Annotated in this window: 13 protein-coding genes; 2 read left to right on the forward strand and 11 right to left on the reverse strand. The window is 30.6% G+C overall.

Annotation, left to right across the window (positions count from 1 at the left end; translation table 11 throughout):
* Positions 1–2 precede the first annotated feature (2 nt).
* From MC378_RS01750 to MC378_RS01775, 6 genes are all read right to left on the reverse strand, one after another.
* On the reverse strand, positions 3–329 hold the full coding sequence (locus MC378_RS01750; protein ID WP_242176992.1) for a hypothetical protein: 327 nt from the start codon (positions 327–329) through the stop codon (positions 3–5).
* Between the two features lie 6 nt (positions 330–335).
* A complete protein-coding gene (locus MC378_RS01755; protein ID WP_242176993.1) occupies positions 336–1,592 on the reverse strand; it encodes a dihydroorotase in 1,257 nt (418 codons plus the stop codon).
* On the reverse strand, positions 1,589–3,532 hold the full coding sequence (locus MC378_RS01760; RefSeq protein WP_242176994.1) for a BatA domain-containing protein: 1,944 nt from the start codon (positions 3,530–3,532) through the stop codon (positions 1,589–1,591). The genes MC378_RS01755 and MC378_RS01760 overlap by 4 nt, the downstream gene beginning before the upstream one ends.
* A 67-nt stretch (positions 3,533–3,599) precedes the next feature.
* Positions 3,600–4,364, reverse strand: coding sequence for a TIGR02757 family protein (locus MC378_RS01765; RefSeq protein WP_242176995.1), 765 nt, complete (start codon positions 4,362–4,364; stop codon positions 3,600–3,602).
* Between the two features lie 6 nt (positions 4,365–4,370).
* Positions 4,371–5,030 carry an ABC transporter ATP-binding protein gene (locus MC378_RS01770; protein WP_242176996.1) on the reverse strand — a complete coding sequence of 220 codons (660 nt, stop codon included), beginning with the start codon at positions 5,028–5,030 and terminating at the stop codon, positions 4,371–4,373.
* 95 nt (positions 5,031–5,125) lie between these two features.
* Complete coding sequence (locus tag MC378_RS01775) at positions 5,126–7,612, reverse strand: DUF5916 domain-containing protein (RefSeq protein WP_242176997.1); 2,487 nt, start codon at positions 7,610–7,612, stop codon at positions 5,126–5,128.
* A 322-nt stretch (positions 7,613–7,934) separates the two neighbouring features.
* On the opposite strand from MC378_RS01775, the gene sucC reads away from it, so the two are divergent.
* Positions 7,935–9,131: an ADP-forming succinate--CoA ligase subunit beta gene (gene sucC, locus MC378_RS01780; protein ID WP_242176998.1), complete on the forward strand. Its 1,197-nt coding sequence runs from the start codon at positions 7,935–7,937 to the stop codon at positions 9,129–9,131.
* Positions 9,132–9,315: 184 nt separating this feature from the next.
* A complete protein-coding gene (locus MC378_RS01785) occupies positions 9,316–9,879 on the forward strand; it encodes a hypothetical protein (protein WP_242176999.1) in 564 nt (187 codons plus the stop codon).
* 369 nt (positions 9,880–10,248) lie between these two features.
* On the opposite strand, the gene MC378_RS01790 is transcribed toward MC378_RS01785, so the two are convergent.
* The 5 genes from MC378_RS01790 to MC378_RS01810 all read right to left on the reverse strand — a co-directional run bounded on the left by MC378_RS01790 (position 10,249) and on the right by MC378_RS01810 (position 23,617).
* Positions 10,249–11,583, reverse strand: a complete 1,335-nt coding sequence (locus tag MC378_RS01790) for a CAP domain-containing protein (protein WP_242177000.1) — start codon at positions 11,581–11,583, stop codon at positions 10,249–10,251.
* 299 nt (positions 11,584–11,882) lie between these two features.
* Positions 11,883–13,871, reverse strand: coding sequence for an excinuclease ABC subunit UvrB (uvrB, locus tag MC378_RS01795; RefSeq protein ID WP_242177001.1), 1,989 nt, complete (start codon positions 13,869–13,871; stop codon positions 11,883–11,885).
* 29 nt (positions 13,872–13,900) lie between these two features.
* The gene (locus MC378_RS01800; RefSeq protein ID WP_242177002.1) at positions 13,901–16,642 is read right to left on the reverse strand and encodes a T9SS type B sorting domain-containing protein; all 2,742 of its coding nucleotides are present in this window, start codon (positions 16,640–16,642) and stop codon (positions 13,901–13,903) included.
* Positions 16,643–16,753: 111 nt separating this feature from the next.
* Complete coding sequence (locus MC378_RS01805) at positions 16,754–19,357, reverse strand: T9SS type B sorting domain-containing protein (protein WP_242177003.1); 2,604 nt, start codon at positions 19,355–19,357, stop codon at positions 16,754–16,756.
* Between the two features lie 219 nt (positions 19,358–19,576).
* A complete protein-coding gene (locus tag MC378_RS01810) occupies positions 19,577–23,617 on the reverse strand; it encodes a T9SS type B sorting domain-containing protein (protein WP_242177004.1) in 4,041 nt (1,346 codons plus the stop codon).
* Between the last annotated feature and the right edge of the window lie 107 nt (positions 23,618–23,724).

Genomic DNA, 23,724 nt, shown 5'->3' on the forward strand with positions numbered 1-23,724 from the left:
TATTAAAAGTTTTTAAACCAATCTTGAAAATGACCTCCAATAACTGGAATTGTTTTTTCTTCTCCTTGTAATGCGCCAATAATACTTATTAACCAAAGGATAAAAATAACAACACCAAAAGCCCAACCAATAAATGAACCAATCATATCATAGACTAACCATTTGTTAATAATTAAAAGTAGGTTAATTCCTATTGATTGTTTGATATAAAAACTTGTAAAAGAGTTTTTCTTGCTGTTGTTTAAAAAGATGGCGATAATAAGTCCTATTAACCATAAATGACTAATAATTGCAAAAGCTTTTCCTTCGTTAACTGTTTGGTTTTCCATAATGTATTAGTTGATTATTAGTTGGTTATTTGCAAAAACTCCATATACTTGTCCTTTCATTTTTTTGTTGATGAAAGCACTGTTTTTAGAGGTTGATAGAATATGTTCTTTGTTGAATATGTATTCTGTTTCTGGGTTAAAAAAGGTTATTTCCGCAGGATTTCCTTCTGTAATTGAATTACTTTCTATCCCAAAAATTTGTTTTGGTTTCGATGTAATACTTTCTATGAAATCTTCTAATTTAAAAATTGTATTTAATGCTCCAAATGCACTCTCTAAACCAATGGTTCCGTCTTTAGCTTCGCTAAATTCTACTTTTTTATGTTCTATATCGATAGGGTTATGATCTGAAGTAATAATGTCTATAATTCCAGATTTTACAGCCTTTTGTAAGGCTTTTATATCATTTTTGGTTCTTAATGGCGGATTCGTTTTATAGCTGCTGTCAAAACTATGAAGTTCGTCGTCAGATAAACATAGGTTGTGTATTGCAACACTACAAGTTACTTGTAGCCCTTTCTTTTTTGCTTCTTTAATTAAATCTATAGATTTTGCAGTTGAAATTGTTGGTATATGTAATTTTCCTCCAGTGTATTCTAGTAAAAATAAATCTCTAGCAATTTGAATGTGTTCTGCCAAAGCAGGACTTCCTTTTAAACCTAGTTTAGTGCTATTGACTCCTTCGTTAGCAATTCCTTCACCAGCAATGGAATTGTTTTTAGGGAAACTGAGTACTAATCCATCAAAATTTTGAGCGTATAAAAGTGCAATTTTCATCAGGTTGTCATTTGCAATAGGTTTGTTGTAATCACCAAAAGCAATTGCGCCGTGTTTTTGCATGTCGTATAGTTCTGCTAAGTCTATTCCTTTACTTTGTTGAGTTAAAGCTGTAATAGGATACAGTTTAGTAGCTGAATTTGTAGATTTGTTAAGTAAATATTCAACAGATGATTTGTTGTCTATTATTGGGTTGGTATTTGCATTTAAAGCAACAGCTGTAAATCCACTTTTTGCGGCAACTTGTAAGCCATTTTTAATAGTTTCTCTTTCTTCATAACCGGGTTCTCCAAAAGAAACACTTGTGTCAAACCATCCACATGAGACATGTAGGTTTTCTTTTTCTACAAGTTTATATTCATTTTTAAAAGGAATAGAGTCTGCTATTTTGTTAATTTTCCCATCAACAATTAAAAGGTCTTTATTTTGATTGTGATAAGGGCTTGAGGAGTCTATAATCGTTGCCGATTTTATAAGCGTGGTCATGGTTTATAGAATTTTAAAATCAAAATTTCTAACAACAAAGATACAATTGCCAATGCTAAAAACCATTTCCAAAGCCAATGAACTTCATTTTTTTTATTAATTTCTTGAAAAACATCTTTGATAGATGATGAAACTGTGATGTTTTTGTTTGTTATTTCATTAACATCCATAAAAATCATTGAACTTTCTTCTTTTGGATAATTATATGCCAAGGTTTTTATAGTGTCTTTTTCTTTTAAAATAGAATAGAACCCTGCTATTAAAGGTTGTTCTTTTGTGGTTAGTGTTACTTTATTTTGAAGTATTTGTTGAATAGGTATAAAAGCTGCATCCGAATTTGATACTGATACGATTTCGTCTTTAGATAGCTTTGTTTCAATATCAATCTTATTTTCTTTATCAATTCTATAATATAACTGAGAATGTTTAAAACTTAATTTAGCAAAATTATAAAATACAGGTACTATTAAAGGAGAGTTTAAGAAATTGCTGTTATTTCTATTGATGGCACTTGAAATGTAGTAAATGTTATTATTAGTATTCTGAATTTGACTGATGAAAGCTAAATTATTTTCTAGTGAAATAATTTTACTGCTATTTTTTGAGGAAATAGGGTAGTAGTTTTTAATTATTGGATATTGAAAATTACTTACTTTTTTAGAAAATACATTCTTAAAAAATGGATGATTATAATTGATGCTGGTAATTTTTAAAGTGTCAGAAATTTTGGTTTTAATTTTACCAATATTTAGTTTTTGTAAAAAAGAATTGTAGGAGTTTACGTTGGAGTTTTCATTTGGAATAATAACTAAGCTTCCTCCTTTTTTTGAGAAATCAAGAATATTTTTTGATAAAATTTCCGGGATATTTTCTAGCTCATTTAAGATGATAATTTGTTGCTTTTGGAGGATGTTGTAATTTATGTTTTTTAGAGAGTAATTTGTGAAATTAAATTCGTTTTTCGTGTAAATTTTTGATAAAAAAATGGCATTACTTCCTATCGATAAAACATTAACTTTTTTAGTTGAATTTATATTGAAATAAAAAGTGTTGTCAAAATCAAAAGTGTCGTTAAAAGTTAAAGTTATTTTTCCTAAAAAATCAGCTTGATTTTGAATTGTGAATTTTATGATTTTTTCAGTATTACTTTCAATCGAAAAAGACTGTTTACTAATTAATTTTTTTTGATCATAAATTGCAATAGGGATGTTGTTTTGTTGCTCTCCGTAATTTTTTATAACTACATTAATTAAGAAATTATTGGTGTTTTCGTTTGTAATGTAAACACTGTCAATAGAAATATTGTTTTTTTGAGTTGCTGTAAGTTTTATAGCGGAAAAAGCAGGTGTTACATTTGTAAACATTTTTTTGTAAGTATTCTGAAAATCAGATATCAATATACTTTTACGTGAAGTGTTAGTTTTATTTTTTTGAAAAGTAGATATTTTGAGTAAAATATTCGAAAAGTCTAATTTTTTAGAAGTGTTTTCTATATTTAGTAACCTGTTTTTTAATTCTTGTTGGTTTATGTCTTTATAAAAATTATTGTTAGTAAGTAAGGAATAGTTGTCTTTTTCTGAAGAATTTTCTATAATTTCTTGCGCTGCCACCTGTAATAAATTTCCTTTTTCTCCTTTTGTATTTGTGCTTAAAGAATTGTCTAAATATACAAAAGTATGTTGATTTTTATTTGTTTTTTTATCACTAAAATAAGGTTGAGAAAAAGCGAATAGTATCGCAGAAAATAAAAGCAATCTTGTACATAAAATCAACCACTTTTTTATGCGAGAACTTTTACGAGTTTCTTGTGCTAATTTTTGCAAAAAAGCAACGTTTGTAAAAGGAACTTTTACAAATTTTTGTAATTGAAAAAGATGCACTAAAATAGGGATGATTAGCAGTGCTAAAAAATATAAAACTTCAGGGTTTTTAAATTGCATTTATGGTTTTATTAAAGTCTAAATGTATTACAAAAAAGAGGATAAAAAAACAGTTGTTAATTTCTAATTAAAACTTTTCAAAAACTCCTAATCCAAACAACGCAAAATCGTATTTTACTGGGTCTAATTTGTCTAATTTTCTTAAATTAGTGTCTAATTCAGATAGCGCTTTCCAATCGTTTTGTTTTCTTAAAAGTAGTTTTAACTTTCTTGCAACATTACCAGAATGAACATCTAATGGACAAGATAAATTAGACGCCTTGTGAGATTTCCAAAGACCAAAATCAACACCTGCTTTGTCATTTCTAACCATCCATCTTAAAAACATATTGATACGCTTAGCTGCCGAATTTTTTAAGGGATCGGAAATGTGCTTTTGGGTTCTTTGTTGGTGATCAATTTCAAAAAAAATCTTTTTAAATTGATGAATTGAATTTTGATAATTGTTAGAATTGTCTTTAATTAAAAGTACATTTTCTAAACTTGTATGCTTTTTGTAAATGTTTTGTAAAGATTTTACAAATTGTTGAAAATCGATGTGATTAAACGTTCTATGTACAAAGTTTTGAAACGTTTCTAGATCTTTTTCTTGGTGATTTAAGATGAAATCATGAGGAGAATTATCTAATAATTCCATCATTTTAGAAGCGTTTTTAATAATCATTTTTCTATTTCCCCAAGATATGGTTGCAGTTAGAAATGCGGCAATTTCAATATCTTCTTTATTTGTAAAACGATGAGGTATCTGTATGGGGTCTGACTCAATAAACTTTGGGTTGTTATAGAGAATTACTTTTTCGTCTAAAAATTCTTTGAGTTCAGATTTTTTCATGTAGCATTAAATAATTTTACCATCAATCATGGTTAATTTTCTATCTGCCATATTTGCTAATTCTTCATTATGAGTAACTAATACAAATGTTTGGTTAAATTCATCACGAAGTTTAAAGAATAATTCGTGTAAATTTTTTGCAGATTCACTATCTAAGTTTCCACTGGGTTCATCTGCTAAAATTACAGCAGGATTGTTTATTAATGCTCTGGCAACGGCAACTCTTTGTTGTTCGCCTCCAGAAAGTTCATTTGGTTTGTGGTGTATTCTGTGTGATAATCCTAAAAAAGCTAAAATTTCTTTGGCTCTGCTTTCTGCTTCTTTTTTAGATTTTTTACCAATAAAAGCGGGAATACAAACATTTTCTAAAGCTGTAAACTCTGGTAATAATTGGTGGAACTGAAAGATAAAGCCAATATGATTATTTCTAAAAGAGGACAATTCTTTATCTGAAAGATTTTTTAAAGATGTATTATTGATTGATAATTCAAAATCTTCTTCTTTTAAAGGTTTGTCTAAAGTTCCTAAAATCTGTAAAAGAGTTGTTTTTCCTGCGCCAGAAGGTCCTACTATGGCTACAATTTCACCTTTTTTAACGTGTAAATCTACACCTTTTAAAACTTCTACTTCACCATAATATTTGTGAATATTTTTACTAATAATCATGCTTAGCTATTTGTAACGAAAGTATAAAAAAGAAATCAGAAATACCTAAGCGTATTTCTGATTTAATTTAAAATTTATGTTCTGTTTTTTTAGTACTAGAAAAGATTCTTTAATTTATTGTAATCTATAAAATAGACCAATCTTACAGAAAAGGTATGTCTTTGTGATTGTTTAAAAAGGTTGTCTAAATTATTGAAAAAGCTTAAATTAGATTTATTGTCTTGATTAACTAAGGAGTTTCTGTAAAAAGCAATTAGTTGGCTTCCTGGAGCAAATTGCCATACGTAATTTAGATCTAAATTCCAGCTATTAAAATTCACATCATCTCCACTATAAGTGTTGTTAGGGTCTAAATTTCCTTCGGAATTTAAGGTGTGGTAACTATTGTAACTAACAGATCCCCAATAATGTCTAAAACTTAAGGCTAAAGAAGATTTTGTACTAAAGCTATATTTACCAGAAAGCGTATTTGTATAACTTTTTCTATCTCTCATTCCAAAAATAATGTCTGAAGCAACTTCATCTATATAACCTTGATCGTTATTTGTTTTGTTAAAGTTCATATTATAGGTTAAAGAAAATTGGTCTGTAAAACGATAACGTGGTGCAATGCTAAAACCGTAACCTGTTTTAGGATTGTTAGTATACCCTGTGTAATAAGCACTTGTATTTAATTCTAATTTCTTTTGAGAATTTGTAGAAATGTAGATATTGATGTTTTTACTTTCTGGTTGTAAAAAGTATACCCCACTAGTTGTTCCTTGTCTTGGTTCAAAAAAGTCCTTGCTTTCTGTAGAGTAGTTTATGTTTCCTCCATAAGAAAAGCGATTTCTAGTTTGTGCATTGTAGCTTAAACTTAGGTCGTATCCTGTGTAAATACCAGAGAAATGTTGAAATTTCAACTGGTTGTAAAGGCTAAAGTTGTAACTATTAAATCTTTTTGTTGGTTGTAGTGTTGTCCATCCTGCACTACCGTAAATTGTTTGTTCGTTATTGCTAAAAAGAATTCCAAAATCATTTGGATTAAAGTCTTTGTTTTCGAAGTTGTATCCTAATTCCCAGTTCCAATTCCCAGAATTATAACCAAAACTATTGTCAAAAGTGTATCCCGTATTTGGATTGTAGATATCGTCTGAAAGATTACTCATTTTAACAGAACCATCTACATTGTATTTACTGTCTTTGGTTTCTATATGCCAGTTTAAAGCAGTAACATTGGCATCTCTAAATCTTCCGTTTCTAGTAACATTAGTGTTGATTAAAGATACTGTTGAGTTTTGATTAAATTGTTGGTCTAAGACTAAAATGTTAAAGTTGGTGAAAGGATCAATAACTTCTTTTCTTGTAGTAATAGTTTTAGAAGTTGCTCCTCCGTTTGTTTGTTCTGTTGTAGTTTTAATAGTAGCTTGTGTTTTTTCTGTAATGGCATTAAAAAAACCAATTCCTAATCCACTTTTTGTTCTTCCAGAAATTTTTACAGCATTTAGCATGGTAACCTTAGTAGGATAATCTATAATTTCTTCGTTTACTCTTTTTCCATTACTGTCAAAATTATCTTGTTCTATTAATGTGGATGAAACATTGAATTGATCTATTGGAGAACTACCAATTCTTCTAGAGTAAAAAAGATTTCCTTTATTAAACAACTCTGTTCCTTCTGTGAAAAACTGACGTTGTTCTGTAAATTGTTGTTCAAAAGGGCCTAAGTTTAGTACTACATTATCAAAACCAACTTGACTAAAATCTGGGATTAAGGTTGCATCTAAAGTAAAGTTTTCTGTTAGTCCATATTTTATATCCATACCAAGACTGTAGTCAAATTCTGATTTTCCTTTATAACTTGTTGTCGTTGCTGATGCGTATGGGTATAGGTTTAGCCTTGTAGGAGGTTTGATGTCTTTAAAATCTGTAATTAAACCATCATATTGAGTCCAATTTCCTACCGAATTATCAACATGCGTCCAAGTGTGTTGTGTATTTAATTTTTCTAATCTTCTATGAAAATTAAATCCCCAAGATTGAATAGGTCTGTTCGCAAAACGCAAAGCTCTATAAGGAATTTTCATTTCTACATTCCAACCTTTATGATCTGTAGAAACTGCGCTTTCCCAAACCGCACTCCAATTTAAATCTTCATTTCCGTTAGAAACTTTAGCATCTGCTTGATTTCCTGTTGCTTGAACAATAAATTCAAAAGGGTTTTGACCATCATCATTAGGATTTATGGTAACCAAGAAGAAATCTGATATACTGAAATTGTCTCTGATTGCAAATTCTTTAGGAATCTCTTTAGGGTTCGGATCATTCATTTGCGCAGAAATATAAACGGCATCATCATTATAAATAACCTTAACACTTGTTTGATATTCACGAGAAACAGGTTTGCCGTTATCGGGTCTAAAAATAACGAAATCTGTAATCACTTCAGTATTTTTCCAAGCGTCATCATTTAAAATACCGTCTATTTTAGGAGCTTTTGAAACTCTTACTGTTTTAATAGTCTTTCTATTTGGTTTGTTTTGTGCGGATAACTGATAGGTATAAGTTAAAAATATCAGTATTAGTAAATTTCTGTTTAACATATAAATTGGTTGATTTTTTATAAACACACAATTAAAGTATGAATTGCATAAAGGTAATTCGTTACAAAACTGTGTTAATTAATAGAAAGACACTTTAAAAATGAAAGTGTTACAAAAAAGAAGATCTTAATTAAATTTTAAAATAAATTAATGATGGTTAAACTTTAAAAGGTAACAAAAGTATAAAAACTTTTTTTGGTGCCTATTTGTTAAATAAGGCTAGTGTATAGATGATTTATAATTAAGAATTATTTTATAAAAAAATGTATAAAATTTCATCTTTGAATTTGTACTTTTGTAGCATTAAACAATATTCTTACAAATGAATTTACACGAATATCAAGGAAAAGAAATTTTAAACAGTTTTGGCGTTAGAATTCAACGTGGAATTGTTGCAAGTACTCCTGCAGAAGCAGTTGAGGCTGCAAAAAAACTTACAGAAGAAACAGGAACAGGTTGGCACGTTATAAAAGCACAAGTTCACGCAGGTGGTCGTGGAAAAGGTGGTGGTGTTAAGTTGGCTAAAAACTTAGACGAAGTTAAAAGTATTTCTGATGATATTATTGGAATGATGTTAATTACGCCTCAAACATCTGCAGAAGGAAAGTTAGTAAACCAAGTTTTGGTAGCAGAAGATGTATATTACCCTGGAGATTCTGAGCCAGAAGAATATTATATGTCTGTTTTATTAAACAGAGCTACTGGTAGAAATATGATTATGTATTCTACAGAAGGTGGAATGGATATTGAAACTGTTGCAGAAGAAACTCCACATTTAATTTTTACAGAAGAGATTGATCCTTTATTAGGAATTATGCCTTTTCAAGCACGTAAAATTGCTTTTAACTTAGGTTTGTCTGGAGTAGCTTTTAAAGAAATGACAAAATTTGTTACAAATTTATATAAAGCATATATCGGTTCTGATTCTTCTATGTTTGAGATTAACCCTGTATTGAAAACATCAGATTCTAAAATTATGGCAGTTGATGCTAAAGTTTCTTTAGATGAAAATGCGTTATATAGACATAAAGATTATGCAGCAATGCGTGATTTAAGAGAAGAAAATCCAATTGAGGTTGAAGCGAAAGCTGCAGGTTTAAACTATGTAGATTTAGATGGAAATGTTGGTTGTATGGTAAACGGAGCTGGTTTAGCAATGGGAACCATGGATTTAATTAAAGAGTCTGGAGGAGAGCCTGCTAACTTTTTAGATGTTGGTGGTACTGCAGATGCACAAAGAGTTGAAACTGCTTTTGGTATTATTTTAAAAGATCCTAATGTAAAAGCTATATTAGTTAATATCTTCGGTGGTATTGTACGTTGTGATAGAGTAGCACAAGGTGTTGTAGATGCTTATAAGAGTATGGGAGACAAGATTAATGTGCCTATTATTTGTAGATTACAAGGAACAAATGCTAAAGAAGCAAAAGAATTGATAGACAATAGTGGAATGGAAATTATTTCTGCTACTGAGTTTCAAGAAGCTGCTGATAAAGTGCAAGAAGTTTTACAAGCTTAAGATTTTTAAGTTTACATATATTTAAAACGCCTTACATATTCTGTAAGGCGTTTCTTTTTTTACTAAAGCTTAGGATATATGTAATTGAGAATACTTAATTTGCCTTTAATCTGTGTTGATAGGTACTTGAGTAGGTTTATTTAATTATTACTTATATTAGTGATTATTATTAAATTAATTATTTATGAAAAAAATTGTATTTTTTATTTTATTTCCATTACAACTAATTGCACAAGACTTGACAAATTCTGAGGTATTTTGGAATACTTTAAAAGAACACTGTGGAAAAGCTTATGAAGGGAAAATAGTTGCAGGAGGTAAAGAAGGAGATGGTTTTACTGGCAAAAAATTAGTGATGCACGTTCGTTCTTGTTCGGAAAATACGATTAGAGTTCCTTTTTTTGTTGGTGATGATAAATCTAGGACTTGGATTTTTACAATGAACGATGATCATTTGATTCAATTAAAACACGATCATAGACATATAGACGGATCAGAAGATAAAATTACCCAATATGGAGGTATAAGCGCTAATGTTGGTTTAGATCATCTTCAGGTTTTTCCTGCAGATAAACAAACAGCAGCTTTAATTCCTGCAGCTGCTACTAATATTTGGTGGGTTTCTATAGATAAAACAAGTTTTACCTATAATTTACGAAGAATAGGAAGTGAACGGTTTTTTTCTGTTAAGTTTGATTTAACAAAAGAAGTAAAAACTCCATCTGCTCCTTGGGGAACAGAAAATTGATTTGTTTTTAGAAAAGCTACCAAACAATAAACAACTCTTTACCTATGTTTTTTATAATAATACTATATTTTTATAAAATTTATACTAGTATATTTTTAAAATTATACTAGTATTTTATATTTATTATACTAGTATATGTTTAAATCTTATACTTGCTGTTAATAAAATTTATAAGAGTTAATACTAAACATTTATATGAATATTTATAAAAATTGTATTGTAAAATAAGTTTGATAACTGAAATCAAACACACAAAACATTTTTTTTTACTAAAATAAAAGTTATGTAAAAGACTATATAGATTATTAAAAAAACCTTACCAGTTAGATTGGTAAGGTTTTTTTATTAGTTATTTAAGGATAGTAATTTTTATTTATTAGACCAAACAATGGTTCCAGAAGAAGAGTATAAATTTAGTTTTCCGTTATTTTCTAACACTAATTTTACAGGTTTTTTTCTGTAATCTTTAAATTTTGCATTAAAATAAGGATGAGTTTTAGAAGACCACTTTGCAGCATTCTTAGCATCATAAACAACTAAATTTCCGTCTGCTTGCAATTTTAAACTGGCACCACTAAACCCATGTACCATAGAACACCAATTGAAACGGTTTCCTTTTGTTTGGTATATACATAAATTTCCGTCTGCTTGCATTTTTAAATAATAAGCTCCATTAGCTGCATATAATGTTTTATTTGCAGTTAAAGATTGACCCGCATATAGAGTGTTCTTTGAATTAGAGTTATTAACTATATTATTATTATTATTATTATTATTATTATTATTATTATTATTGGTGATCGTTGTGTTTTTAACACTTCTATATCCTCCTTGAATAACATTTCTAATATAACCACCGTTATTATTAGAGAAATAATGACATGCTACACCAATGTCATTAATATTAGGATTCATTAAGTTTTTACGATGTCCTCTAGATTGTACTTTCCAATCTATTAAATAGCTAACTACAAACCCAAACGCAGTTACGTTTCCAGCTGTAAGACATTCATTTGCTCCATATTTGTATCCTGCTAGTTTTGCACGTGCTGCAGCACTTCTTCCTTTGCTATCAAGATGTTTTTGCCCGTTTACTTTTCCGTAATCTGAGGCTAAATAATTAGCAGCTGTTCTTAATTGGTTGTTTTTTGTTAATTTAGATAATACAGGAGAGTTCTTTAAACTGGTTATTGTTTCGTTTAACCATTTTTCGTGATCTCTTCTGTCCTCCTCTGTTTTTCCTAAGTAAATCCCTCCTTCGTTAGGAAGGTCTAAACTCCAATATTTTCCATCAACTTTTACATATTTACTTTTTAATTTAGAAAGTTTAATTGCATAAGCTTTTGGGTTTGCCCTCATCTGATTGATTTCTGCAATAATTTCGTTTTCGAGCCTATTTGTATTGACTGTGTTTGGTGGTGTTTTTGGAGATAATTGTGGTTTAATAGTTCCGGTGTATTTACGGATATCTACGTTTGCGAAAAAATTTGAACCTTCTGAATAGGTAGTTTTATAACTAACTTTATGGGGCTTTTTTTTCATGTTACTGTAAATGACTCCAAAGTTTTTTATATAGGTACCTTCTATCCATCTTCCTTCTAGTTTTACCTCAACTTTCTCTTTTGCTTTAAAGACTTTGTCTTGTGCGTTTACTAAGGAGATGGTGAGTAAGAAAAATAGAGATGTTAAGATTACTTTTTTCATAGAATTTTTATACATAATTATAATGGTTTTATAAAAAGGGAGTGTGCTTTTTGTTAAAAAAAAAGAAGGCTACCTAATTTAGTTAATGCGGCAATTTAAATAAAAAAAGGAAAATATTGTAATATTTTTAATTTTGAATTCATAGAATTTTATTTTGGAAAGATTGCTTTTATATTCTTCTTTGGTAAGTGTACTTAAGTTTTCGTTTGAAAAAAGTATTTTTTTATCTTGTGAGTAAGTGCTTATTATGAGTGTTAATAAGAAAAAAATGTAATTGACTTCTTCATTATTACAATAATTTATAGTTTTTCTTTTAATAGCGCAATTTTGTCTCGTAGTTGTGCTGCTACAATAAAGTCTAAGCTTTTTGCTGCGGCTTCCATTTGTTTACGGGTGTCTCTAATGCGTTTTTCTATTTCTTCTTTTGGTAAGTATTGTAAATCTTGTTCTGCAGCTTTTTGTTTTGCATTGTCGTAATGATAACTAGAAACAGCAGATTTAGATAAGGTATCATCTATCTTTTTATTGATTTGAGTAGGAGTGATATTGTTTTTTGTGTTGTATGCGATTTGTTTTTCTCGCCTTCTATCTGTTTCATCAATTGTTTTTTGCATGCTGTTGGTTATTTTATCGGCATATAAAATAGCCAAACCATTTACGTTTCTTGCGGCTCTACCAACGGTTTGCGTTATAGAACGGTGAGATCGTAAAAAACCTTCTTTATCTGCGTCTAAAATAGCAACCAAAGATACTTCTGGTAAGTCTAATCCTTCTCTTAAAAGGTTAACACCAATAAGAACATCGAATAACCCTTTACGTAAATCTTGCATAATTTCTACTCGCTCTAAAGTATCTACATCAGAATGTATATATCTACAGCGTATGGCAACCCTTGTTAAGTATTTTGTCAATTCTTCTGCCATTCTTTTGGTAAGAGTTGTAACTAAAGTACGTTCGTCTTTTTCTACTCTTATTTGAATTTCTTCAATTAAATCGTCTATTTGATTTAAACTAGGTCTAATTTCTATTATGGGATCTAGTAAACCAGTAGGTCGGATGACTTGTTCTACAAAAACACCTTCTGTTTTTTCTAGCTCGTAATCTGCTGGTGTAGCAGAAACGTATATTACTTGATTTTGAATTGCTTCGAATTCATCGAATTTTAAAGGACGATTGTCCATAGCAGCAGGTAAACGAAACCCATATTCTACTAGGTTTTCTTTTCTGCTTCTATCTCCGCCATACATGGCATGTGTTTGTGGAATTGTTACGTGACTTTCATCGATAATCATTAGATAGTCATCTGGAAAATAGTCTAATAAACAGAAAGGCCTCGTACCTGGTTCTCTACCATCTAAATAACGAGAATAGTTTTCTATACCAGAACAATAACCTAACTCTCTAATCATTTCTAAATCGAATTCTGTACGTTCTTTTAAACGTTTTGCTTCTAGGTGCTTGCCAATTTCTTTGAAGTAATCTACTTGTTTTACCATGTCTTCTTGAATCATATATATGGCATTTTGCAAGACATCTGGAGAGGTAACAAACAAGTTTGCTGGATAAATAGTAAGTTCTTGAAAGTTTTCTAAAACAGTGTTACTTTCTAAGTCGAAAGATTCTATTTCTTCAATTTCATCTCCAAAAAAATGCACTCTGTATCCATTATCTCCATACGAAGGATATATGGTAACGACATCTCCTTTAACTTTAAAGGTTCCGCTTTTAATTTCTACTTCGGTTCTAGAATATAAACTTTGAACCAATTGATGTAAAAATTTTGTTCTGGCTATTTGTTGATCTACATGAATAGGAATTACGTTTTTCTTAAACTCGACTGGGTTTCCTATACCATATAAACAAGATACGGAAGCAACGACTAATACATCTCTACGCCCAGAAAGTAGGGAAGAAGTGGTGCTTAAACGCAGACGTTCTATATCATCATTAATAGATAAATCTTTTTCTATATAGGTTCCCGTAACAGGAATGTATGCTTCTGGTTGATAATAATCATAATAAGAAACAAAATATTCTACAGCATTTTCTGGGAAGAATTGTTTGAACTCTGAGTATAATTGCGCAGCTAATGTTTTGTTATGAGCTAATACCAGAGTTGGTTTTTTTACTTCTTTGACAACATTTGCTACAGAAAATGTTTTTCCAGAACCCGTAACTCCTAATAAAGTTTGAAATTTTTCTCCTTCATTTATCCCTTTAACGAGTTCTTTTATAGCTTGTGGTTGATCTCCTGTAGGAGAGAATTCTGATACTAGTTTAAATTCCATAGGGTAAAATACAGGTTGAAAAAAGATTATTACTTTCTAACTAAACTAAAATTTCCAGACTCTTTAATAACGTTATCTTCTAAATCTGTAATTTCTGCTTTAAACCAGTAACCGTTAGACGATAATAATTTTCCGTTATAAGTTCCGTCCCAACCTTGAGTTCCAAATTCTGTTATGGTATGAACAATATTTCCAAATCTATCGAAAATAATTATTTCCACAGATTTAAAAAAAGTACTATCTATACCTTTGATATTCCAATAATCATTGTTTCCATCGCCATTTGGAGTGAAAAATTTTTGGTAACCAATTACAGATACATTGGTTTGTACTGGAGGTTCGCAATTATTGATATCTCTAACATATACTGTTCTAACTCCTGGATTTACATAGTTAAATGTATGTTCTAAGCCATTGCCTAAAAAAGTTATGTTGTCTAATGAAAATTGATAGTTACTATTCCCCAAAAGCCTTACGAAAATAGTGTTGTTTTCTGTCTCTGTATCTACAATTATTTCTTGAAAAACAGCCGAATCTGGATTGATAACCGTAAACTCTTTATCGCTAGAACACTCTATACCATTTTCGGTTCTATAAGCGGTTAAGCTAAAACTACCAATGGTGTTTAATGTATATTCTCTATTTGTACTGATAATGTTTCCGGTTTCATCTTTCCATTCATATCTATGGTTAAAGGAATTTCCATCTAAAATAATAGGAGGGTGTTGTGAAGGAATATCACATATGGTATAACTATCACTAAGATTGATAATCGGAGCTTTGTTTACCGTAAGTTTTATGGGTTCCATACCTCCGCAACCTAATTCATTATCTACCCTAACATAGATTGTAGTAGAAGGTGAAATGAAATTATCTGGAAGCAAATTATTTGTTGTTTGTGCGTCTATTAAGGTAGGGTAAAACCGAATTCTATTTGTATTATCTAAACCAAAATTTTGTTTAATTTGAGCTCTTTTTGTTCTTAAATCAAAAGCCCCCTTGGAGTCGCCGTTTGTTTGATCGGAGCTATCACAAGTAAACATTTCATCAATATTACCTAACGAAACAAATTTAGATTCAATAAAAAAGTTGGTAATGCTAGCACAGCCTTCTTTAGAAATTACTCTTACAAACAATTCTTGCGGATTGCTTTCGTTTTCAAAAGCTTCAGGATTTGCAATACTGTTTTGGTCATTTTCTGCATCGGTTCTATTTCTGTAAAAAACAAAACTTTTATCGATGACATCTATTACCACTTTAGGACCAATATCAAACAAATCAAAATAATCTACACCGTTGTTGTCTGTATCACATTGCACTAATCTTTCATTAGGAATTACATCAGGTAGAGGATAAACAGTAACTTTTTTGTAAACGGTAATAATTTCACCTGTATGAAGTGTAAGTTCTGCTTTTACAGTATAAGTACCACTTGCTCCATATAAATGACTTGGGTTTAATTGTATAGAGGTATTTCCATCTCCAAAATTCCAAGAAATAGATTGAATATCAGTAAAAGATTCTGCCTCAAAAGAAATTAATTCTCCAATACATTTATTTTCTGTGATTATTCTAGAAGCAAAATAAGACTGTATAAACGTTGGTAAACCAAGATTGGAAGCTCCAGAATTAAGATTTATTGCATGATGTCTATAATTACTTTGAAAACCAGCTTTATTTGGTTCTTCGATTACATCTAAATAATCTCCTGATATGGTTTCTCCTTCTTCATCTCCGTAATATGATAGCGTAACATATATCTTACCGTTATTTGCTAATTGTAAAGACCCATCTATTAAACCCTCTTCATAATAAAGGTAAGTTTTAGGATCTGTGCTTAGGTTTGGGGTTAAATCGTATTGTATAACACCAGAGATAGATTTAGAGCTATTTGTATACATGTAGTACAACATTTTTGAATTTTGAGAAAACTCAATTCCATTTGGTAAGAATTTTGCTCCAAAAGGATCTGGGCTAATTTTATAGTTCTCTGTTAATTGACCTGTAGCATTATCAAAATCATATAAGTAAATATATCTAGTATAGTTATTACTCGATTTTCCTGCAATGGCAAGTTTTTTTCCGTTGGGAGAAAATTTCATTGTACCTAATGCTGGAATGGGGTTGTCTAAAACAGTTCTAATTGGAATCCAGACAAGTCCTGTTTCATCAATTTTATAGATTGCCAAATTATTCATTGCTTCTTCATCAGATTCATCTGGGTTGGTTAAAGTAGCTAACCAAATAGATTTACCGTCTTTATGATGAACTGCCGATAATTTTTCTGATGATGCGGAGTGAATTAAATAGGCATTTTTTCTAATGATTTTTCCAAGAGGAAAATTATTTGATACTTCTATTTCGGTTAAATAAATTCCTGGAGCAAAGAAGTTTCCTAAATTATCAGGAGTAGAGTTTTCGCTTCTAGTTCTAAATATGTAAAAAATACTATCACTCCCAGGTTTAGGAATAATTAAACTAGATTGCATGTTTGTGGTTTGCCCTGTTAAACCTGAGCCATCATCTACTACGGTATGGTTTTTGTTCCAAATAGTTTCTCCGTTAGTATAAAACAATAAATTTCCATTTTTATCAGAAATTGTTGTACATCCTGCAGGTGTATCCATTACTCCATCTTCTAGAACGCGTACATCTCCTTGGTCAAAATCTAACCCCGCTTTATTTCCAAAATACCAATTGTTTGTTTCGTTTTGGGAAAACAAATTATAATTGATAATTAAAAGTAGTAGTAATAAAGTAGATTTTTTCATTTCATGTTTAATTTATAAAAACTCCTTTATTGTTAATGAAACTCTTTTAAAAGTATAAGCTCTTATTATTAATATAAATTTCATACTATACAAAACGTATGAAAAATGGTGTTATTTTCTAACTAAACTAAAATTTCCAGATTCATTAATATGGTTATCTTCTAAGTCTACAATTTCTGCTTTAAACCAATAGCTATTAGACGTTAATAATTTTCCATTATAAGTTCCATCCCAACCTTGAGTGCCAAATTCTGTTATGGTATGAACAATATTTCCAAATCTATCGAAAATAATTATTTTCACAGATTTAAAGAAAGTACTATCTAAACCTTTTACGTTCCAGTAATCATTATTACCGTCTCCATTAGGCGTGAAAAATTTTTGATATCCAATAACAGAGACATTTGTTTGTATAGGAGGTTCACAATTATTTAAATCTCTTACATAAATGGTTCTTAAACCAGGATTAACATTGTTAAAAGTGTAATCTAAACCATTGCCAAAAAAGGATGTATTGTCTAAAGAAAATTCATAGTTGCTATTTCCATTAAGACTTACAAAAATGGTGTTGTTTTCTGTTTCTGTATCTACAATTATTTGATTAAAAATAGCTGCATCAGGATTAATGACTGTAAATTCTTTATCACTAGAACATTCTATGCCATTTTCGGTTCTATATGCAGTCAAACTAAAATTTCCTGTTGTATTTAAAGTATACTCTCTGTTTGTGCTGATGATATTTCCATTTTCATCTTTCCATTCGTATCTATGGTTAAAAGAATTTCCATCTAAAATAATAGGAGGGTGTTGTGAAGGAATATCACATATGGTATAACTATCATTTAGGTTGATAATTGGAGCTGTGTTTACCGTAAGACTAATAGGTTCCATACCTCCACAGCCTAAATCATTATCAACTCTAACATAGATTGTTGTAGAAGGTGATATGAAATATTCTGGAAGAAGATTGCTAGTTGTTTGTGCGTCTATTAAGGTAGGGTAAAAACGAATTTTATTTGTATTATCTAAACTAAAGTTTTGTCTAATTTCTCTTCTTTTTTCTCTTAAATCGAAAGCTCCATTTGAATCTCCGTTAAGTTGGTCAGAGCTATCACAGGTAAACATTTCATCAATATTACCTAGCGAAACAAATTTAGATTCAATAAAAAAGTTGGTAATACTTGCGCAACCTTTATCGGAAATTACTCTTACAAATAGTTCTTGCGGATTGCTTTCGTTTTCAAAAGCTTCAGGATTTGCAATGCTGTTTTGGTTATTCTCTGCATCGGTTCTATTTCTGTAAAAGATAAAATTTGTATTAATTGGGTTTCTAACAACTTTATCTGCAATATTAAATAAGTTAAAATAATCTACACCATCATTATTTATGTCGCATTGAATTAACTCTTGATCTGGAGTTACTTCTGGTAAAGGATATACCACTATTTCTTTGTAAAAAGGAATATCGGTTCCGTTAATAGTTACTATACATGTAACTATATATTTTCCTGGAGTTGCATATTGATAACTAGTATTAAGATCTGTAGACGTAAAACCATTACCATCTCCAAAATCCCAATTAGCTGCTGTTATGGGATTGTATGCATCAAGGCTAAAATGAAAAGTATCTGTAACACATGTATTTTCGCTTACTATTCTGTTTCTAAAGTAAGATTGAATAAAGTTAGGTAAACCTCTAAAAGAAAATCCATCTTCTAAATTGATTACATCGTGGGTATAATCTGCAGCAACTCCTAACTTATTTGGTTCGTTTATAACTCCAATGGTTTTAATTGGTAAAAATTCAAAGCCAAGATAGGTATCATTTTCATCATAAAGACTTTCGTAGAATACTTGAGCTACGTATATTTTACCATCTGATCCTAAATTTATAGAAGCAGACAACCTATTTGGTTCTGTAATAAATATAGGTTCTCCTTTATAGTATTCATCAGGATGATCTAGAGGTAATTGCATTATTCTGTAGCTACTTCCATTACGATCTGCGTAGTTAGCAGAATAATATAAAAGTTTAGAATCAGGAGAAAAGCTTAAGCCATAACTACTATATCCGCCTACAAACTCTGCAATGGTCGTGAATTTATTTTTAGTTAATTCTCCAGTTTCGTTATTAAAATTTAATAGATAGATAACACCATCATTATATAATGCTATTTTACTGCCATCTGGAGAAGCTTTCATTTCTCCAGGAAGACTTGTGTTAAATTTTAAATGTTCAATTTGAGAATTAATAGGCGATCTATTAACACCATCTTTTGTAATTAATGTAGCATAAAAAATATCATTTACACCTTGATAAGAATCGCTACCGTAGCTAATTACCCAGATATCTTCTCCATTTTTGTGATGTACAGCTGTGATTTTATTGGTTGTAGAGTTAGCAATTCTCATATTTTTAAACTTTACTCTTCCTAAAGGGTATGTATTAGAAAATTCAATTTCTGAGTGATAAATACCTGGATAAACTAAAGGGTTGCTTTTTTCTTCTTTTTGAGTAGTAAAAATATAATAAGTGTTGGTACTGTTTGGTTTTGGTATTATGATTGAAGATTGTGTGTTTCCTAGATCACCAAACAAACCCTCTCCATTAATCATTATTTCGTGATTTTTATTCCAAATAGTTTCTCCGTCTGAATAGAATAATAAATTTCCTTGAGGATCTGAAATACTAGAAGAACCTCTTAAAACAGTCATTTGACTATCATTTAGAACGTCTATATTTCCTGCATTAAAATGCAATCCAGCTTTATCACCAAAGTACCAATAATCAGTTTCTCTTTGAGAAAAAACATTGAGGCTTATTAATGTTAATAATATGTAAATTTTTTTTTTCAGGATTATTATTTTAAAAACTAAAAATAATGATAAATGTACCTTCTTTTTAGTTTTTTATGTTAATAAATATAATTTTTCTTATTTTCTCAACAGAGAGAAGTTTCCTTTTTTGTGTATTGTCGGTTTGTTTGTATTTGCAGGAACGAGAGTTATGTCGTACCAATAATCATCAGAAGGGAGTATTTTTCCTCCATAAGCACCATTCCACCCCTGACTATCTATAGGTATTTGTGCAACTAATTTACCAAATCTATTAAAGATATTTATTTTAGCATTAGGGTAGAAGGTTTGATTAGCTCCTTTTACTAGCCAAGTATCATTTGTACCATCACCATTAGGAGTAAAGAATTTAGGGAATTGAATCACAGAGACTAATAAAGTAGTATCAGGCGCACATCCATTTTTATCATTTACAATAATGGTGTAAATACCACCTTCTAAGTTTTCAAAAAGAGGTTGGTCTTGGAATCCAATAGATGGGATTCTTACATTATTATCATTATTAAAGATAGCAAATTGATAATCACCAGGCCCTAAATCATTGTCAATAGTATTGATGTAAATAGAGATATTATCTTGACTACCAATATTATTAGATTCGTCAATAATGGTAATAAAGCTTTCTTCTAAGACCGCGATATTAGATTCTTTTACAATAATAGTTCTGGTTCTAGAGCATCCGTCAGGAGATTGATCAGAAGCCGTTACAATGTATTTACCGCCTGTTGTAACATTTAAAGTACTTGCGTTTCCTAATGGGTTACCAGTGTCATCGGTCCATTGATAATCATAAATAGCTCCCGGATTTTCCGCTTCAAGAGTTAATGGTAAATTATTTAAACAAATTATTTGTGGATCGTCTATGCCTTCTTCTCCCATCACTGTAAAGCTAGGTAATGGTTTTATATTGATGTTGAAAGACAAATTTGTGTTCACACATACAATCGGTGTGTTTTTAACATTTTCTACACGCACATAAATGGTTTCGTTGTTAGAAGCATTTTGATAGGCATCTTCATTTAAAGCAAGTGATGTATCTCCAGATTCAGCATCCGCAAGAGATGTATAAAAAGTTACACTAAAATCGTTAAACTCGCTTGGTTGATAATTGGCAAGAATTTCAGGGATTTTATTTTTTAAAGAGATGTCTCCATTAATACCATTGTCATCATCATTAAAAGAGTCAGAAGTGTTATCACAATCTGTATAATTAGAGATGTTTACTGGGATATTAGGTTCAGGATAAATCAACAAATTAAAAGTAGCAAATACCGATTCACATTGCGTTCCTGTTTGATCGATTACTTTATAGAAAATGGTTTGCGAACCAGGATCATCTGTGTTAAAGTCAGCAGGGAAGGTTGTTAAAGCAGGATCATTTTCATAATTATTTGTATTAACAATTTCCGGTCCACCATTGATTGCATTTTGTGATGATGTATAAAAAGCAACCCTATGATTTGTTCTACCATTTAATATTTCTGGTACTTTGGAAGTTAAATCGATGTTTTGTGCAATTCTGTTTCTCGGATCTGCATCTGTAGCGTTAGGAATATCACAGAAAGGTAAAGGCGTAATTGCAGTAACGACAGGTAATGGATTGACAATGACTTTAAAAGAAGCGCTGTTAGCGTTGTAACAAGTAGGGTTTGCACTTCTGTCTTGTACTCTAACAAAGATTTCTTGTTCACTCACATCTCCAGTAGTAAATCCAGCAGGCGCTGAGTTTCTAAAGTCGGTATCGTTTGCAATTCCGTTACTAGAAAGATCATTCGCATCTGTAAGAGAAGTGTGAAATGTTACTATATAATCAGCTTCAGTTTGAGTTACTCCTAAAATTTCAGAAACTTTATCACGAAGGTTGATTCCAATGTTTTCTCCATCAGTAGTACTTCCAGAAATAGCATCATCACAGAATTCAAAATTAGAAGGAATATTGGCAACAGGTACAGAATTTACTTGTAAAAAGATATTAGCAGTTCCGGCACAACCATTGTTGTTTTTATTAACAATTTTCACATAAATAGTTTGATTATGTGCGTATGTAGGATCGTTGTTGTTTCTATGATTGGCAATTTCACTATTGATATCATTAATAGAAGCATCTCTATCGGCATCAGTTTCATAATAATAGACTTCTAAATCAGGTTGTGAAGCAGCAGGGAATAATGCTTTGATATCATTGGTAGCATCACTAAAATCAAATGTTGAAATTCCATCAGTATCAGAATTAGCAGCCGTATCATTACCGTCAGCATCTAAGAAATCATCACATTGTGTATATGTATCATTAAAAGGGAATAGGGTATTAAGATCAGCACTAAAGTTTACCGTTATTTCAATTTTAGCAATACGATAACAATTTTGTGAAGAAATGACTCTAACCCAAGCTTCACCATTTGCCGTAACAGGATATGTTTCTATGTCTGTACCCGTTATTTCATTACTTTCAGCAATAGCATCTGCTTGCGTAGGAAAATATCTAAAAACTTCATTTGTATGATTCGTAGAAATATTAGGATTTGCTAATTTTAAATTAACCGTTGTTGTTAAATCAGGATTGTTATGACATTGAATAAGTTGAGCTGTATTGACTACAGGTAAAGGATCTACAATTAATTGAAAAGACATAAAAGTACTTCCTGCAGTATCGTCAGAAATAGCATTACAATTGGTATTGTCTACATTTTCTACACGAACAAATACTTGTTGCGAGTTGGTTACTTCATATCCGTTGTTTTTATCAATAGGGTTTGTAGCGCTGCTTGTTTGTGCATCTGCCAAAGAGGTATGATAAGACACATTGTATTGTAAAGGATCTAAGGTACCTAAAACCTCAGCATCTTTTGTGCTTAATAGAAAGAGACTTTTATTGTCAATATCTGAACCACTAGCAGTATCATCACATAAACGATATTCTGTAGGTTGCACAGGAACAGGGATGTCACTTACTAGTATATCAAAACTTGTCATATCGAAACAAGTTGCATTGTTTTTGTTTTGAATTCTAGCATAAATAGTTTCTCCTTGAAAAGCTGTTGCATTTGTATATGGACTTGCTAATTCTGTACCTGTAACATTTGCGGTTGCTTCTGCCATAGAGTTGAAATACAAAACTTCGAATTCTGTTGCAGATTGACCATTTAAAACTTGAGGTGTGATATCTGTATCTAAATCAAATTGATGAAAACCAGATGCATCACAAATAGAACGATCATTAGGTTGATTTGCAACTGGGATTTCTGAAAATGTGATTTCTACTTCGTCTTGACCTATAGCTCCATTTGTATCTGTAACAATTACTTTGTAAATACCAGAAATATCATTGGTTATTTCTAAAGTAGCATTAGTTTGTCCTGCAATGGTAGTGAAACCACTACCTGTGTCTAATTGCCATTCATAAGTATCTACGGTTCCTGTTGCTGGAGTACCATCTAAATCTACTTGAGTACCCTTACATACATTTTGGTCTTCGCCTAATTCTCCTACAATAATAGAGCAGTCTGTAATACCTGCTCCAGCTTCTCCAAAATTAGTTTGTTCTAATTTGATAAAACCTGCAGTTCCAGGACTACCTGCAGGAGCCCAATTAGTAACAAGAAGCACGTAATATTTACCAGCTTCCGCATTTGGTATAGTAAAACTTTCTTCAGATTGATTAGACCAACTACAGTCTATAATATTAGTACCATCTTGATCATTAATGTAAAAATTTGGATCAGCTGTATTATCAGGGCAATTTCCCCCAATACATCTGTTTGCTAAAGTTGTACAATTTGAGTCAGGATTATCAAAAGGTCCCCAAGCAACAAAATCGACATCAATTGGAGAACCGATTGGATTTCCATTCGTGTCAAATTGTGTGTTTTGTATAATATTAAATTTTAATTCACCTGTTTGATCAACTTTTATAAAAAACCAAGCTCCGTTAGGAGAATCTTGTAGACAACCAAAATCTCCTTGACTTGCGACCCCAGTTACATTTGGGAATATCTTGACACCAGTTGCGTCTGAACATGCAGGTTCTGCACCATCACATGTTGGTGAACCATTTTGTGAGAATATACTTATTGTAAAAATAAAAAATAAAAGGGGTACTATATTTTTAAAAAATTTCATGTATTTAGATTGTAAAAAGCTAAAATAATAATAACTTAAAACTATTTGCTAATAAAATAAAGTTTATTGAGTGTAAAGCATAAAAAAAAGCTACAAAATTAATTGTA

This window comes from Polaribacter marinus, from assembly GCF_022662535.1.
Lineage (GTDB): Bacteria > Bacteroidota > Bacteroidia > Flavobacteriales > Flavobacteriaceae > Polaribacter > Polaribacter marinus.